This is a genomic window from Rufibacter ruber, assembly GCF_001647275.1.
GTDB classification, from domain to species: Bacteria; Bacteroidota; Bacteroidia; order Cytophagales; family Hymenobacteraceae; genus Nibribacter; species Nibribacter ruber_C.
This window is the reverse complement of the sequence record NZ_LRMM01000012.1, coordinates 49,231-66,022: the sequence shown is the minus strand read 5'-3', so window position 1 is coordinate 66,022 and position 16,792 is coordinate 49,231. Positions and strand designations below refer to the sequence as shown.

12 protein-coding genes are annotated in these 16,792 nt (G+C 54.6%); 8 read left to right on the top strand and 4 right to left on the bottom strand.

The genetic code is table 11. The annotated features are described in order from the left end of the window. The first annotated feature begins 35 nt into the window (after positions 1–35). The 3 genes from A8O25_RS06935 to A8O25_RS06925 all read left to right on the top strand — a co-directional run bounded on the left by A8O25_RS06935 (position 36) and on the right by A8O25_RS06925 (position 4,566). Positions 36–2,141 carry a peptidylprolyl isomerase gene (locus A8O25_RS06935; RefSeq protein ID WP_066832573.1) on the top strand — a complete coding sequence of 702 codons (2,106 nt, stop codon included), beginning with the start codon at positions 36–38 and terminating at the stop codon, positions 2,139–2,141. Positions 2,142–2,296: 155 nt separating this feature from the next. Further along, on the top strand, positions 2,297–4,120 hold the full coding sequence (locus A8O25_RS06930; protein ID WP_241498949.1) for a tetratricopeptide repeat protein: 1,824 nt from the start codon (positions 2,297–2,299) through the stop codon (positions 4,118–4,120). A gap of 164 nt (positions 4,121–4,284) precedes the next feature. Further along, positions 4,285–4,566 carry a hypothetical protein gene (locus A8O25_RS06925; RefSeq protein ID WP_066832569.1) on the top strand — a complete coding sequence of 94 codons (282 nt, stop codon included), beginning with the start codon at positions 4,285–4,287 and terminating at the stop codon, positions 4,564–4,566. 45 nt (positions 4,567–4,611) lie between these two features. Here A8O25_RS06925 and A8O25_RS06920 read toward each other — a convergent pair whose 3' ends face one another. After that, complete coding sequence (locus tag A8O25_RS06920; RefSeq protein WP_066832567.1) at positions 4,612–4,995, bottom strand: PH domain-containing protein; 384 nt, start codon at positions 4,993–4,995, stop codon at positions 4,612–4,614. A 380-nt stretch (positions 4,996–5,375) separates the two neighbouring features. Between A8O25_RS06920 and recJ the strand changes: the two genes are divergently transcribed. The 3 genes from recJ (at position 5,376) to A8O25_RS06905 (ending at position 11,137) form a co-directional block, all read left to right on the top strand. Further along, the gene (gene recJ, locus A8O25_RS06915) at positions 5,376–7,088 is read left to right on the top strand and encodes a single-stranded-DNA-specific exonuclease RecJ (protein ID WP_066832564.1); all 1,713 of its coding nucleotides are present in this window, start codon (positions 5,376–5,378) and stop codon (positions 7,086–7,088) included. Positions 7,089–7,663: 575 nt separating this feature from the next. Continuing rightward, positions 7,664–10,594, top strand: a complete 2,931-nt coding sequence (locus tag A8O25_RS06910) for a S9 family peptidase (protein ID WP_082893500.1) — start codon at positions 7,664–7,666, stop codon at positions 10,592–10,594. A gap of 153 nt (positions 10,595–10,747) precedes the next feature. Beyond that, positions 10,748–11,137 carry a spore germination protein GerW family protein gene (locus tag A8O25_RS06905; RefSeq protein WP_066832560.1) on the top strand — a complete coding sequence of 130 codons (390 nt, stop codon included), beginning with the start codon at positions 10,748–10,750 and terminating at the stop codon, positions 11,135–11,137. A 76-nt stretch (positions 11,138–11,213) separates the two neighbouring features. Here A8O25_RS06905 and A8O25_RS06900 read toward each other — a convergent pair whose 3' ends face one another. Next, positions 11,214–11,867, bottom strand: coding sequence for a glycoside hydrolase family 25 protein (locus A8O25_RS06900; protein ID WP_066832558.1), 654 nt, complete (start codon positions 11,865–11,867; stop codon positions 11,214–11,216). Positions 11,868–12,168: 301 nt separating this feature from the next. Between A8O25_RS06900 and lptB the strand changes: the two genes are divergently transcribed. Together lptB and A8O25_RS06890 are read left to right on the top strand one after the other, a co-directional pair. Next, entirely contained in the window at positions 12,169–12,900 is a 732-nt protein-coding gene (gene lptB / locus A8O25_RS06895; protein ID WP_066832555.1) for an LPS export ABC transporter ATP-binding protein, read from the top strand. 369 nt (positions 12,901–13,269) lie between these two features. Beyond that, positions 13,270–14,790, top strand: coding sequence for a GH3 auxin-responsive promoter family protein (locus A8O25_RS06890; protein WP_479559376.1), 1,521 nt, complete (start codon positions 13,270–13,272; stop codon positions 14,788–14,790). A 118-nt stretch (positions 14,791–14,908) separates the two neighbouring features. On the opposite strand, the gene A8O25_RS06885 is transcribed toward A8O25_RS06890, so the two are convergent. Continuing rightward, positions 14,909–15,760, bottom strand: a complete 852-nt coding sequence (locus A8O25_RS06885) for a hypothetical protein (protein ID WP_066832551.1) — start codon at positions 15,758–15,760, stop codon at positions 14,909–14,911. Between the two features lie 267 nt (positions 15,761–16,027). Then, positions 16,028–16,789, bottom strand: a complete 762-nt coding sequence (locus tag A8O25_RS06880; RefSeq protein ID WP_066832548.1) for a TIGR00266 family protein — start codon at positions 16,787–16,789, stop codon at positions 16,028–16,030. Between the last annotated feature and the right edge of the window lie 3 nt (positions 16,790–16,792).

The following is a 16,792-nucleotide window of genomic DNA, read 5'->3' as shown; positions in this document are numbered from 1 at the left end:
TTTTGCATAACGCATAAATTTCGTTCACTAATTACATGGCATTAATTAACAAGATTCGGGAGAAGTCTGGCTTCGCCATTGGCGCGATTGCCATTGGCTTGCTCATTTTCATTGTGTTGGGAGATTTGCTGGGGCCAAATTCCAGATTGTTCGGAAACAACATGACAGTAGGAGAGATTGCAGGGCATGAGGTGTCAGTGCAGGAATTCGAAGCCTTGTTTGAGGAGACCAGAAACAATTATGCAAACCAGTACGGCCGCCAGCCAAGTGAGGCCGAGATGGCTTCGCTGCGTGAGCAGACCTGGAACCAACTGGTGTTCAAGTATGCCTTTGAAGATGAGTTCAAGAGCCTGGGGATTGGCGTCTCTGATGAGGAGTTGGTAGACATGGTACAGGGTAAGAACGTGCACCCTGCCCTGAAGCAGATGTTCACTGACCCGCAAACCGGCCAATTCAACGTAGAGCAGGTGAAGCAAACCCTGCGCAACCTGAAGAACCTGCCCCCAGAGCAGCAGGCAGCCTGGTACAAATATGAGCAGGATCTGGCTACAGACCGCCTGCGCAACAAATACTACAACCTGTTCACCCTCTCTAACTACGTGACCACGGCAGAAGCCAAGCGTTACAACCAGGAGCAGAATGAGAAGGCCAGCCTTACGTATCTGTTTGTGCCTTACTTCAGCATTGCTGATTCTACCATCAAGGTCACAGATGATCAGCTGAGCGAGTACCTGAACAAGAACAAGAAGAAATTTGAAGTAGAGGCAGGCCGTTCTATTGCGTACGTGACCGTACCGGTGGCACCTTCTAAAGAAGACAGCACTGCTTACCAAACCGAGACCGCAGAACTGGCCTCCCGTTTTGCCACCACTGAGAATGACTCCCTGTTTGTGAAGGCTGAGTCTGACACCCCTTTCAACGGGGCGTTTGTTCCGGCGCACGAGCTGCCTGAGGAGCTGAAGAAAGAGTCTCTGGAGCAGGGCAAGATCTACGGCCCCTTTGTGCAGAACGGCAACTTCAGCCTGTACAAAATTATTGGCACTAAGAACGGTGGTGCTGCCTCTGCCCGCGCCAGCCATATCCTGATCAAACCAGAGAATACCACGCCAGAGGCCAAAGCCGCGGCCAAAGCCAAAGCCCAGGACCTGCTGAACCAGATTAAAGGGGGCGCCAACTTTGCCCAGCTGGCTGCCCAGCACGGTACAGACGGAACCGCCTCTATGGGAGGTGACTTAGGCTGGTTCACTGAAGGCCGTATGGTGCCTGCGTTTGAGAAAGCCGTGTTTGGTGCCACCGGTGCCGGTCTTCTGCCTAACCTGGTAGAGACTGATTACGGGTACCATATTGTTAAAATCACTGAGCCTAAGACTACCAAGACCTACCAGGTAGCCCAGCTGACCCGCGCCTTAACCCCAAGCGACAACTCCCGCGAGTATGCGTACAGCAGAGCCAGCGCCCTTGCCTCTGCCAGCTCAAGCCTGGAAGACTTTAACCAGGAAGTAGCCAAAGAGAAAGGCCTGTCTAAAGCTGAAGCCAAAAACATTGCCGCGGCTGACCGTAACATCAACAACCTGGCAAATGCCCGTGAACTGGTGCGCTGGGCGTACGGCGAAGACACGGAAGTGGGAGATGTTTCCCCTGTGATCACCCTTGATGACCAGTTTGTGGTGGCGGTCTTAACCGGCAAGCGGGAGAAAGGCACTGCCAAGGTAGAAGATGTCCGGGATGAACTGACCGCGGCCGTGAGAAATGAATTGAAAGCACAGAAGATCAAAGAGAAACTAGGTACCATCTCTGGTTCTTTAGACCAGGCGGCTGCCAAATACGGCCCAGATGCCATTGTTCGCCCAGCCACTGATGTTACCCTGGCTACGGCCAACGTGCCAGGCTTAGGCTTTGAGCCGGTAGCCATTGGCCGCGCCTTCGGGTTGAAGCCAGGCCAGCGTACCCAGCCTATTGAAGGGGAAGGTGGTGTGGTAGTGGTAGAGTTAACAGCCCTTGCCCCAGCCCCTCCCATCACTGACCTGAACAACGTGAAGCAGCAGCTGGTGGGCTTGCGCGCCGGTAGAGTGCAGGGCGCCCTGTATGAGGCGGTACGTAAAAATGCCAATGTTGAAGACAACCGCGTACGCTTCTTCTAAGCAATAGAGACTTTTTTAAATAGGGTAAGAGCCGCGCCACCAGCGCGGCTCTTCTTTTTTACCTGCGTTTTGCTGTTTTCTGAAAAACAGGCCAAAAACAGTATATTGTATAGCCGCCCGTTACGTTAAAGAACAGAAGATAAGGGATGTATACCATGAAGAGAAGGTTCCTAGTGATGCTGCTCATCGGTTTCTGGTGCTTTGGCCTGAGCCCGCTGCCGTCTGTTGCGCAAAGCGTACCGGAGCAGATGGCCCTGGCCAAAGAGTACCTGCGCCAAAGTGAGTACCAGAAGGCAGAGGTGTTGCTGCGCCAGTTGGTTGAGCAGGATGTGCAATTTGGCCTGGTGTACCCAGACTATCTTAAAACTCTTCTGGCGCTGCGCAACTACAAAGAAGCTGATAAACTGGTGAAGCGGGCGCAGAAGAAATTCCCGTCAGTGCCCCAGTATGACATTGATGAGGGCAAGGTGCTGCAAGCCTCCGGCAATGGCGCGGTCGCTGAGAAAAAGTGGGCGCAAGTAGTGCAAAGTACCACCCCAGAGAATGTGTACGGCATTGCCGTCGGCTTTCAGCAGGCAGACCAGATGGAGTACGTGGAGCAGGCGTACCTGAAGGCGAGGCAGATCAGCGGCAGCGAGAAAACCTTCGCCCCGCAGCTCATGCAGCTCTATGCGTACCAGCGCAAAACAGAGGCCCTGATAGAAGAGGTGCTGCGGCAGATAAAGAATGACGGCGTGCCGCTCAACTTTGCCCAGAACATGCTGCAGAACGCCCTGCGAGATGACGCCTCCCTTACGCTGCTGGAGCAGAAGCTGATGGATGCCGTACAAGCCAACCCAGACGACACCGATGTAGCCGAACTCCTCATCTGGACCCTGCTGCAGCGCAAAGACTTCGGGCCGGCCCTTCTGCAGGCCCGGGCACTGGACCGGCGCACCCAGGGCGGCGGCGGGCGCGTGCTTGCCCTGGCAGACATCAGCCTCCGGAACAAAGACTTTGAAACCGCTATTGAGGGCTACACCTACCTGCAGCAGCAGTACCCCAACGGTGACCTCTATCCGGTGGCCCGGCAGCGGGTGATCAAAGCCCGGGAAGAGCAGGTGAAGAACACGTTCCCCCTGAACTATGAAAAAATCAAGCTGCTGGCGCAAGACTATGAGAAGCTGCTGCAGGAACTAGGGCGCCATGAACGCACCGCCGAAGTGCTGAAAGAACTGGGGGAGCTGCAGGCGTTTTACCTGGACAACCAGGCGCAGGCCGTGCAGAACCTGCAGGAAGTCATTGCCATGCCCCGGGCCCAGCCCAACGTGGTGGCAGAAGCCAAGCTGGCGCTGGCAGATGTGTACCTGCTGCGCGGGGAGCCGTGGGAAAGCACCTTGCTCTACAGCCAGGTGGAGAAATCCCATAAAGAGCAGCCGCTGGGGCATGAGGCCAAGTTGCGAAACGCCCGCCTCAGCTACTACAAAGGCGACTTTGAACTGGCCCAGAGCCATCTGGACATTCTCAAGCTGGCCACCAGCCGCGAGATCGCCAATGACGCCCTTGACCTGAGCCTGCTCATCATTGACAATACCGGTTTAGACACCTCGGCGGTGGCCCTCAAAGAATACGCCGCCATAGACTTTCTGGTGTTCCAGCACAAGTTCCCAGAGGCCCTAACCGCCTTAGACAGCCTGTTGGTAAAGCACCCCGGCCACAGCCTCACCGATGAGATTTATTTCCGCAAGGCGGAATTGCTGCAACAGACGGGTAAGTTTGAAGAAGCCGCCCAGAACCTGCAGAAGATCATAGAGAACCCTAAATATGACATTCTCTCAGATGACGCCCTGTTCCTGCTGGCCCAGCTCAATGAAGAGAACCTGAAACAGCCTGAGAAAGCCCAGGAACTCTACAACCAGCTGCTGGTGAAGCACCCCGGCAGCGTGTTTGTGGCTGAGGCCAGAAAGCGCCTCAGAAAGCTGCGGGGAGACCGGGTGTAGGCAGTTGCCGGCTAGCGTTGCAGTGGGGCATGCTGTTTTCGGGCTGTTTTTCCAGAAACAGGCCAAAAACAGTTTTCCCCACATGTGGAAAGAAGGATAGTTGAAGTACTGGGAACAAGTCTGGCTACCACTTTTACAGAAGCTTCTAAACAAACCTGCAAGATATGAAGAGGTACATTTACGGGATACTGGTCTTCTTACTGGCTTCCTGCCAGCTGGAGAAGGAGGAAATAACTTCCATAACCTGGAAGTACAGTCACGGGTACCGGCTAGGGGATATCCTGCATTCAGACAACCTCAAACTCCAGCATGACACTCTGATCTTTGCAGGAAAAAGAAAAGCCGTGGTAAAAGAGGCGAAAACAAGGTTTGACGGGGTCTCAGAGCTGCACATTGAGAGTCTGGAGGGCAAAGAGCCAGGGCACTATGTCTCGTTTAAAAAGTAAGGCTGCAGCTTTAAGCGTAAAAAGGGCTAGCCTTCAGAGGGAGCACTACCCCTCCACCACAATCTCCTCCTTCACCTGCCGCAACTGCTGTATAAACTGCTCCTTCTCTTTAGGAGACAGATAGATCTCGTCCCACTTGTTGTAATAAATCACCAGACCGTCTAAGCCCAGAGACGGTTTCAGGCCAGACCAAAGTTTTTCCCTGGGCTTGATGTGGGTAATGGTGTGAATGTCAATCTTCCCTTTGATAGGGCCTGAGGCATAGACAAGCATAGTGCCGTCAATCATATAATAGGTGCCAAACCAGATCCAGAGGAGCAGTGCCAGCACCAGCAGCAGGAACCCGGCCATGGCCACGGAGCCTATTGTGAACTCCCGCGTGAGTAGCACCTGCCCCACGGTCACCACCAGCAGTAGCATGGCCCCCATAGCACAAGACTGATGATTTTACTTTTGGCAGATGGGAAAACAGGTGAGGGCATGAGAGCGGGAATTAAAAAGATAAAACCGGGGAAGAGGGGCAAATTGCGTTTTGGGGCTGTTTTTCAGAAAACAGCCCCAAAACGCTAGTCCCTGAAAAACAGGAACAGAAGGGCCAGGAACAGGAAGAAAGACAGGTACATAAGGCCGTCTACCAAACCGTAGTCTTTGTACTTGTGGTAAATCTCTTTCAGTTTTTTCACGCGAAGTAAGGCTAAAATGGAATCATTTACCCTGCTGCAACACTTAGGTAGCAAAGGGAGTGCCCGGTTCTATCACAGAATTCGTATTTTTGTGCCTCTTACCACAGATTAAGCCGCAGACAGCAGATGCAGAAACGATGGGTTGTTAAGGAAGCGCCGGACGCCGTAAAAGTACAGAATATTGTTGACAGCCTGAACATTGGCTCTGCGTTGGCCAGCATTCTCTGCCAGCGCAACATCTGTACCTTTGAAGAAGCCAAAGCCTTTTTCCGGCCCTCGTTAGATGACCTGCACAACCCGTTCCTGCTCAAAGACATGGACAAGGCGGTTGACCGGCTGGTAGACGCCCTGCACCGGCAGGAGCGGGTGCTCATTTACGGCGACTATGACGTAGACGGCACCACCTCAGTGGCGCTGGTCTTCAGCTTTCTGCAGCCCTTTTTCAGGGACAACATTGAGTACTATATCCCAGACCGCTACGCAGAGGGCTACGGCATCTCCTTTACCGGCATTGACTACGCCCTGGAGCACAACTTCACCCTCATCATCTCCCTGGACTGCGGCGTTAAATCTATTGACAAAATAGCGTACGCCAACCAGAAAGGCATTGACTTCATCATCTGTGACCACCACTTGCCAGATGATGAATTGCCAGAGGCCGTAGCCGTGCTGGACGCCAAACGGGCTGACTGCCCGTACCCGTACAAAGAGCTGGCGGGCTGCGGTGTGGGTTTCAAGTTCATGCAGGCGTTCTGCCAGCAGCAGGGGTTTGACCAGGAGCCGTTGTTTCAGCTGCTGGATCTGGTGGTGGTGAGCATTGCCGCAGACATAGTACCCATCACCGGCGAGAACCGCATTTTGGCCTACCACGGCCTGCAGCGCATGAACAGCAGCCGGCAGCTGCGGCCGGGGCTGGAGGCGCTGCGTGAACTGGCAGGGCTGCGCCAAGAGCTGGATATTACGCAGATCGTCTTCGGGTTTGCGCCCAGAATCAATGCGGCCGGCCGCATGGGGGATGCCAAGCGCTCAGTGGCCATGCTGCTGGCCCAAACCAAAGACGAAGCCCACGCCATGGCCCAGAACATCAACATCTCCAACTCAGAGCGGCGCGGGCATGATATGAGCATCACCAAAGAGGCGCTGCAAATGATAGAGGAAGATGATTTTCTGCGCAGCGCCCGCTCCACCGTATTGTTCAAAGACAGCTGGCACAAAGGCGTGGTGGGTATTGTGGCCTCACGCTGCATAGAGAAATACTACCGCCCCACCATCATTCTCACTGAGTCTAACGGCAAAGCCACCGGCAGTGCCCGCTCTGTGCACGGCTTTGATGTACACCAGGCTATTCTGGCGTGTTCAGACCTGCTGGAGCAGTTTGGCGGGCACATGTACGCGGCGGGCCTCACCCTGCCCGTAGAGAATGTGCCGGCGTTCCGGGAGAAGTTTGAGCAGATTGTGGCCAGCACCATTCAAGAGGAGCAGCTGGTGCCCATGGTAGAGATAGACATGCCGCTGCAGTTCAGGCAGATCACGCCCAAATTCTTCAAGATTCTCAAACAGATGGAGCCGTTTGGCCCCGGCAACATGGCCCCCGTGTTCCTGAGCACCTGCGTGTATGAGTCTGGTTCAGCAAGAGTGGTGGGTGACGCCCACCTCAAGCTGCGCCTCACCCAAGACGGTGACGTGTTCTTTGACGCCATTGCGTTCGGCATGGCCGAATTTTACCCGCGCATCCAGAAAGGTATCCCGTTTGACGTGTGCTACTGCATTGAGGAGAACGTGTTCAGGGGCAATGTGACCCTGCAGCTGCGTATCAAAGACATCCGCTTCGCGGAATAAGCATTACTTTCTGAGGCCTGTTTTGGGCCTGTTTTTCAGAAAACAGGCCCAAAACGCATTTGGCGGCCGGGCAAGTCTGTGCCAGAGTTCTTTTCTGAAGTTCTATAAGGTTTTCCCTTCATCCTGAACGTCCCGTTTGGCAAACGGCGGCAACTCCTTTTGCATCTTTTCCTGCTCACGCTTCTTGCTGGGGGCCTGGTAAGGGCGTATACGCCATTCCCCTGGAACATATAGGAAAATAGGTCAGTACCCAGAAGGGGCAGAGCGGGGGCTGGCAAAGCAGTTTTGGCTTACCGGGCAGCACCCTGCAGGCAGGGTTTGACCCGCTGTTCCATTGCCGCAGAAAAACCAGTGGAAGCAGGTCTGGGTAAGCAGGAACGGAAGGTTTCTTCTGGCTTCTGGCAGTTTTTTTATTCACTTCCCGGCGGGGGGGCGTCTGGGAGCTGCCCTCTGGCGTCTGTTTTTGGCCTGTATTTCTGAAATCAGCCTCAAAACAGGATTTACCCGGCTATGCGTTCGTATCTCCTGATTAAAAAAGTGTATTTTCAGCCTCTCTACAAACAACCCAACTACAGATGAACACAAAGCTCCTATTGGCCGGGCTCCTGCTGGGCGTGGGCACCTTGACCGTGCAGGCGCAGCAAACCACCGCCAAAAAGCCGCTGACCCATGATGTCTATGACAGCTGGAAAAGCGTTGACGGCGACTCCCTCTCCCAAGACGGAAAATACCTGCTGTACGCAGTGAACCCGCAGGAGGGAGACGGCGTGCTGCACCTGCAAAACCTGGCCAACAAAACCTCTAAACAGTTCAGCCGGGGCTACAAACAGGCTTTTACAGAAGATAGCCGCTTTGCTATATTTCAGATCAAGCCCCAGTACGCGGCCACGCGCCAGGCCAAGCTGAAAAAGAAGAAGCCAGAAGAGATGCCCAAAGACTCTTTGGCCATTTACCAGCTGGAAGGCGGCAAGACGCAGTACGTGGCGCGGGTCAAATCCTACAAACTGCCCAGCAGAAACGGGGAGTGGCTGGCGTATCATCTGGAGGCGCCGCTTCCGGCCAAACCCGCCAAAGACACGACTAAGGCCAAAGCACCGGCCGCGGCTCCTGCGGCTGCCGCAAAAGGCGGTGCCAGGGGCGCCACCGCCAAAAAAGACGAAGGCACTGAGCTGGTGCTCCGCCACCTGCCTACGGGCCAGGAATACCGCTTTGACCGGGTCACTGACTACCTGTTCTCAGAAAAGGGCAACCGCCTGTTCCTGGTGAAGTCAGAGAAAGACTCGCTGCACAAGGCGGGCGTCTTTGCCTTCAACACCGCCACCCGTAAATCTATGGCCGTTGACAGCGGCCGCGTCACGTATAAGAACCTGGTGGCCGACAAAGCGGGGGAGCAGCTGGCTTTTGTGGCCAGCAAAGACAGCACGGGCAAAGACCTGCGCTACTTCCAGCTGCTGCACTGGACCGCCAAAGACAGCCGCGCCAAAACCCTGGCCGACACCGCCGCCAAAGGCATGCCCGCCAAGTACATGGTGAGTGAGCACGCCCAGCTAGGCTTCAGCGAGAAAGGCGACCGCCTTTTCTTTGGCACGTTCCCGCGCCCTACGCAGTACGAGAAAGACACCACCAAACTGGACGAAGACAAAGTAAGCCTGGACATCTGGACCTACCGCGACCCATTGATCCAGCCCATGCAGCTCAAGCAGCTGGAGCGTGAGCAGAAACGCTCTTTCCTGGCGGTGTATGACCTCAAGAAAAACAAAATGGTGCAACTGGCTACGCCTGAAATCCCAGACGTGTCACTCAACCCTACCCGTAGCGCAGATGTGGCCCTGGGCACCAGCAACGTGAATTACCTCCTGAGTGTGGGCTATGACACCCCTTCTAAGCAAGATGTATGGCTGATTGACCTCAAAGACGGCCGCCGCAAGCTGGTGGTGAAAGCCACCCGCGGCAACCCCAGACTGTCTCCTGAAGGGAAGTACCTGTACTGGTATGAACCCCAGGACAGCTCCTGGAAGGCCATGGGCGTGAAAGCCAGCACACCCGTCAACCTCACCAATAAGCTGAACGTTGCCTTCTATGACGAGCAGAACGACGTTCCCGCGCTGCCAGATGATTACGGCCTCACCGGCTGGACCAAAGAGGACGCCCATCTGCTGGTAAACGACCGCTATGACATCTGGCGCCTGGACCCCACCGGGAAAGCGGCGGCTGTGAACATCACAGATGGCTTTGGCCGAAAGAACAACCTGCAGTTCCGGTACGTGAGCCTGAACCCAACCCAACGCACCGTACCGGCAGATGAGAAAATCCTGCTGCGCACCTTTGACCTGAAAACCAAGGGCTCTGGGTTCTACACAGACCATGTGACCAGGGCCGGGGCGCCGCAGAAAATCCTGCTGGAACCGTACAGTTACACAGGAATCCGCAAGGCCCAAGACAGTGACCGCCTCATTTTCAGGAGGAGCAGCTTTCAGGAGTACCCAGACGTGTGGGTGACCAACACCAGTTTCAGCAATCCGGAGAAAGTGAGCAACGCCAACCCGCAGCAGAGCGAATACCTCTGGGGAAGCGTAGAGCTGGTGAACTGGCGCTCAGATGACGGTATTCCGCTAGACGGCCTGCTGTTCAAGCCTGAGAACTTTGACCCGAAGAAGAAGTACCCCATGCTGGTGTATTTCTATGAGCGCAACGCTGAGACCCTGCACAACTACCGTTCACCCGCCCCAAGTGCGTCTACCATCAATATCCCGCTGTTCGTGAGCCAGGGCTACCTGGTGTTTGTGCCAGACATTGTGTACAAAGACGGCTACCCCGGTGAAAGCGCCTACCACAGCATTATTCCGGGGGTGCAGATGCTGGCCGCCAAAGGGTTTGTAGACGAGAAGAACATGGCCATACAGGGGCAGAGCTGGGGCGGCTACCAGGTGGCGTACCTGGTGACCCGCACTAACCTGTTCAAAGCCGCCATGGCCGGGGCACCGGTGAGCAACATGACCAGCGCCTACGGCGGAATACGGTGGGAGAGTGGCATGAGCCGCCAGTTCCAGTATGAGCGCACCCAAAGCCGCATAGGCGGTACGCTATGGGAGAAGCCCATGCAGTACATTGAGAATTCGCCGCTGTTCTACGCGCCCAAGATAGAGACGCCGCTCATGATGATGGCCAATGACAATGACGGCGCTGTGCCGTGGTACCAGGGCATTGAGATGTTCATGGCGCTGAGACGCCTGGGCAAGCCTGTGTGGCTGCTGGTCTACAACGGCGAGGCCCACAACCTCATGCAGCGCAAAAGCCGCAAAGACCTGTCTGTGCGCATGTCGCAGTTCTTTGACCATTACCTCAAAGGTGCCCCAGAGCCCGCCTGGATGAAGAAAGGGGTGCCTACCCTAGTCAAAGGCAAAGAATACGGCCTGGAGCTGATTGAGGAACCCGCCACGGCCACACCTGCCCCCGGGCAGCAACCGGCTACCACCACCGTGACTCAGCCCACTACAGAGAAGTAACCTGTTTCTGGCCTATTTTTAGAAAAACAGGTCCAAAACGCCCGGCCGCCGTAAAAGCGGCCGGGCGTTTCTGTTTCCCGCCAACCCCACCTCAACAGCAACTTTCAGATAAAAAACCCGGTACAGAAGCAGGAACAACCAACTGAAGTCAATATGGAACCAACGCTCCCCTCACCGGAACAAAGAAATACAACCGGTACCGTTGCGGCTAGCCTCAACCAGAATGCCTCTATCCAAAATATTTTCGGGGCACCCATAGAAGCCCAGGGCAAAACCATCATACCCGTGGCGCAGGTGGCGCTGGGGCTGGGTGGCGGTTACGGGCTAGGCCGAAAAGAAGTAGGCGGTGCCAATGATGAAGAAGGGGAAGGCGCTGGTGCCGGAGCCGGTTTGCTCACCATCCCGAAAGGTGTTTTTGTCATCACCGCCAAAAAGACCAGATTCATTCCCGTCTCTTCGGCACGGCCGTACTACCTGGGCGCAGCCGTTGGCCTGGTGGTGGGTTGGCTGCTTGCCAAAAGGAAAAAGCGCCCCTCTGCCTGATAGGAGGCAGAGGGGCGCCCTCAATTTTTTGTTAAAACATGCAGGCTGTTTTGGGGCTGTTTTTCTGAAAACAGGCCTAAAACGCCTCAGCCTGCGCCAGGGCTTCTTCTGGCTGGGGGGCTGCTGGCGCGGGGGCGGGAACGCAATACTTGCTCAGGGCCGCATGGTCACCGTAAAACCAGTTCACATCAACGGGTGAGGAAACGCCTTTTACCAGGCCCTTTTCAGAATACTGCCAGAACGCCATCTTGTCACCAGGGTGAACGTTGGGCTCCATGTCTTTGTAGCGGGCAATCCAGAAGTGGTACTCCGGGAAATACCCTTTGAGCTTGCGGTCATAGAATGCCTGGTACGTGTAGATGATGGGCTTTACGCCGTAATGCTTTTCGGCACCTTCCAGCCAGGCGCGTATGTTGCTGCGCAGGTCAGCGTCTGTAATGTCTTTGGCAATGGTCTCCACGTCCAGCACCGGGGCCAGGTCGCCGGGTTCCAGTTTCACGGTGCGTTTGAAATGCTCCAACTGGTTTTCAGCGGGTACCCAGGGTAAAAAGAAATGGTAGGCACCGCGCTTGATGCCATGCTGGCGGCTGTACTCCCAGTTGCGGTCAAAGTAGCGGTCTTTCAAAAAGTTGCCCTCTGTGGCTTTGATAAAGGCGAAGGCAATGTTAGACTCCTTCACGTGCGCCCAGTTCACCTCTGCCTGGTAACGAGACACATCAATTCCATGCAAAAAGGAAAGGTTGTCTGTTTTCGCTCCTTGCAGCGCCAAACAAATTACTAAAAAAGTTACGGCCACCGCTACCCTACGGCTGGCTGCACCAACTAATGCATGCATGACAGATAAGTATTTGTACTAAAGGGAATTAAAAGTTAGGGTGATTAAAGCTCTGATGCAAGAAATGATCAAAAATTTATATCAAGTTGTTTAAAAAATACCAAGCAGCAGGTAACCTTCTGCGTTTGCTATGCGTAGCAGGCGGCTCTTTTCGTTACAGTATAACAATTGCGGTTTATTGCCTAATTTTACCCTAATGATCTTACGCGCAGAAAATCTATTCAAGAAATATAAGACCCGTACCGTTGTGAACAACGTGAGCGTGGAAGTGAACCAGGGAGAGATTGTGGGGCTGCTGGGGCCCAATGGGGCCGGTAAAACCACCTCGTTCTACATGATTGTGGGGCTGGTGAAACCCAACGCGGGGCATATTTTTCTGGATCAGGAAGACATCACCCAGCTGCCCATGTACCGCCGTGCCAAGAAAGGCGTGGGCTATCTGGCGCAGGAGGCCTCTGTGTTCAGAGACCTTACCGTTGAGGAGAACATCATGTCTGTGCTGGAAATGACAGATAAGAACAAACAGCAGCGGCAAGAGAAGGTAGAGGAGCTGCTGGAGGAGTTCTCCCTCACCCACGTGCGCAAAAACAAAGGCGTGGTGCTCTCAGGGGGTGAGCGCCGCCGTACAGAGATTGCCCGCGCCCTGGCCGTTGACCCCAGCTTTGTGCTCCTGGATGAACCCTTTGCCGGGGTAGACCCCATTGCGGTAGAAGAGATCCAGACCATTGTGGCCAAGCTCAAAACCAAGAACATTGGCATTCTCATCACTGACCACAACGTGAACGAGACGCTCTCCATTGTAGACCGCGCCTACCTGCTTTTTGAAGGGAAAATCCTGAAAGCCGGCTCTGCCGAAGAGCTCGCCGCCGATGAGCAGGTGCGCCGCGTGTACCTGGGCAAGCATTTTGAGCTGAAAAGAAAGGTTTAGTGAATGGCTGATTGTTAATTTATTGCTCATTGCTTTTCGTTAATGCTTTCTCCCTGTTGTCATTTTGGAAGAATCTTGTGGGCGAACTAGAAAAGCGGTAACAACAACGCCATAACCAGCAACCAAATCAGCAGAGAGCAGTACAAGCAGAAGTTTAAGTTTTGGCCGCCGTTTTTGGGCTACTTTTTGAAAAACAAGCCGGAAACGACAAGTTGATTAGACGTGAATAATTGCTTTCTTAGTTCGCCCACAAGATTCTTCCAGAATGACAACGTGGGGAAAGCTGCTATAAGGTTCTAACTAACCATTACTACCAAATCGGCGGTGCCGAGAAACCAACAACAAACAACTAAAAACGGGCCTTACCACGTGGAGATATTCAATTCAATTGTGTCTTGGGTGATGAAGAAGCGGATCCATCAGATTGACCTCTTCAGGAAATATCCGCATGAGGTGCAAAATGAATTGTTTTCCCACCTGATCAATACCGCCAAGGGCACTGAGTGGGGCCAGAAATTCGGCTACGCCGATAAACTGAGCGTGCGGGAGTTTCAGGAACGGGTGCCCATTAGCGCGTATGAAGACCTGTACCCGTACATTGAGCGGGTCATGAAGGGGGAGCAGAACCTGCTGTGGCCCAGCAAGGTAGAGTGGTTTGCCAAGTCGTCTGGCACCACCAACGCCCGCAGCAAGTTTATTCCCGTAACCCCGGAGGCGCTGGAGGAATGCCACTACAAGGGCGGCAAAGACATGCTCTCCATCTACGCCAACAACTACCCGGAGACCAAGGTGTTTTCAGGCAAGGCGCTGTCTATTGGCGGCAGCCACCACCCCAATGACTTCAACAGCAACACCCGCTGCGGAGACGTGTCTGCGGTGATCATGCAGAACCTGCCCATCTGGGCCGAGGTCATGCGCACGCCCCCGCTCAAAGTGGCCCTTATGGACAAGTGGGAGGAGAAGATTGAGAAGATGGTGGAGATCTGCGCCAAAGAGAACGTGACCAGCATCTCAGGCGTGCCCACCTGGACCTACGTCCTCCTGAACCGCATGCTGGAGACCTACGGCAAGCAGGACATCACTGAGATCTGGCCTAACCTGGAGCTGTTTGTGCACGGCGCCGTGGCGTTTGGCCCCTACCGCGAGCTGTTTAGGCAGTTGATCCCCAGTGAGAAGATGAAGTACCTGGAGGTGTACAATGCCTCAGAAGGCTTCTTCGGGATACAGGATGAGCCTGGTCTGCTGGACGAGATGCTGCTCATGCTGGACTACGGCGTGTTCTATGAGTTTATTCCCATAGAGCAGGCAGAAGAGGAGCACCCGCAGGCGCTTACCCTTGACCAGGTGGAACTGGGCAGGAACTACGCGCTCCTCATCTCTACCAACGCCGGCCTGTGGCGCTACAAGATTGGCGATACCGTTAAATTTACCTCGCTCAGCCCGTACCGCATTAAAATCTCTGGGCGCACCAAGCACTTTATCAACGCCTTCGGCGAAGAGGTGGTAGTGGAGAACGCAGAAACCGCCATCACCAAAGCCTGCGCCGCCACCGGTGCCACCATCACCAACTTCACGGCCGCCCCGGTCTATTTTGAGGGCAAAAGCCGCGGCGGGCACCAGTGGGTGATTGAGTTTTCGCGGCAGCCCTCCAGTCTGGAAACCTTTACCCGCGTACTGGACCAAACCCTGCGCGAGGTCAATTCAGATTATGACGCCAAACGGCAGAAAGACCTGGCGCTGCAGGCGCCGCTGGTTACTGTGGCCCCGCACGGCGCTTTCCTGAACTGGCTGGAATACAAAGGCAAGCTGGGCGGCCAGCACAAAGTGCCGCGCTTAGCCAACAACCGCGAGTACCTGGAGGAGATTCTGCAGGTGAACCAACTCTCCTAATCCCTTTCGGCCACGGCCGAAAACCTGTTTTTGACCTGTTTTGGCCAAAACAGGTCAAAAACAGAGACTCCGCCTACCAATTGGAGCGGGAGTGTTTGACCGCGCTGTGCGTATCTTGCTACTGGCGCAGGTACACTTTGTGAAGGCCTTTGTACTGCGGGCTCTCAATGCGCAGCATGTACATACCCGTGGGCAGGGAAGGGAAACGGAGCAGATCCTCTTTATTCAAAACTTTTTCTACGGCGGGAGTCCCGTCTGTTCTGATCAGGGAGACGCTGCCGGTCACGGGCGTATTCATCTGGAGCGAACTGGCTGATAGCTGGTAGGTGAAGGCATGAAACGTGCCTGAGATTATCTTGGAGTAAGTGGCCTTGCCGTCATAGTCAACTTGCTTTAACCGGTAGTAGCTGGTGCCTTTCACCGGAAAAGTATGGGTGAACGAATAGTAAGCGGGAGAGGCGGTGTTAGTGCCGGCCTGGCGGGTAATCTCTTTGAAAACCAGATCTTGTGTGGCGTATTCTAAGGCAAAGTAGTCATTGTTGACCTCTTGGGCCGTGGCCCAGGAAAGGGAGTGCGCCTTACCGTCTGACTTGCAGGAGAACTCCAGCCAGGTGACCGGCAGCGGCTCCTCATAAATCACATTCTCCCAGTTGCCGTTAATTTCAGCGGCCTCCAGCACGGCCCCTGCCGCCACGTAAATTCTGGAGTTGGGGCCATGCAGGGTGAGTTGGTCTACAATCAGGTGGCGGTTAACATACATGGTTCCCCCATTGTTTATCTTCAAAGCACCGGCATTCACCACATGGTCAATGATGACGACATCCTTGTTGTTGATGTTGGCGGCCGGAATGCCATTAGAGCTCCAGGTAGAACGGCTGGACCAGTTGCCGTTTTTGACAGAGGTAAAGCTGGCTGCCATAGAGAACAGCGGCGAAAGCCAAAGAAAGGAGGTGATGATTGCCCGGGTCATAACTGGTGCTGTTTCAGGAACTGAAAGTGAAAGCCCGGGCTGACTGAAAAGAAGCAGTTCTTTGCATGGCGCAGGGGGAGCGCAAGTGAAAGTTAATATTTATTTCGTTACAAAACTAACAAGCGTTTTTGTAACATGTGAATAATAAACTATATTAAATTTATATAAAATGCAAAGTTGAGATATTAAACGAGAGATAACCTGGCAAATGGGCACAAAAAAAGTCCGGTGGTGCCGGACTTTATGGGATGGGGAGAGAGGTGCCCTCTATTCCAGAAAGCTGCTGAGCAAGCCGCCTTCTTTGTTGGCGTTACCGCCGTGCGGCATCAAGGCCTGGATAAGCTTCTTCACCGGCATAGACTGGATCCATACCCGGCCGGTGCCGCGCAGAGTGGCCAGGAACAGACCCTCGCCGCCAAAAACCATAGATTTAAGGCCGCCCGCCTGCTGAATATCAAAGTCAATCCCGTTCTCATAGGCCACCACGCAACCGGTGTCAACGCGCAGCGTCTCGTTGTGCAGGTGGCGTTCTACTACCGTGCCGCCCGCGTGTATGAAGGCCAGGCCGTCGCCCTCAATGCGCTGCATGATAAAACCTTCGCCGCCAAAGAAGCCCGCGCCCAACCGGCGGTTCAAATGCATGGCAATCTTGGTGCCCAGCGCCGCGGCTAAGAAACCGTCTTTCTGCACAATCAACCCGTTGGGGAAGTCTGCCAGGTTAAGGGGCATGATGGTGCCGGGGTACGGTGCCGAAAACGCCACTTTGGCTTTGCTGTAGCCGCGGTGGGTGAAGTGGGTCATAAACAGGGACTCACCCGTGATCATGCGGCTGCCCATAGAGACCAGCTTGCCCAGAAAGCCCTGGCTGGGGTTGGAGCCGTCGCCCATTTTGGTTTCAAACTGGATGCCGTCTTCCATGTACACCATGGCGCCCGCCTCGGCAATGACGGTTTCCTGGGGGTCCAGCTCTACCTCCAGCACCTGAATATCTGAGCCGAAGATGCGGTAGTCAATCTCGTGTGATTTCATAGT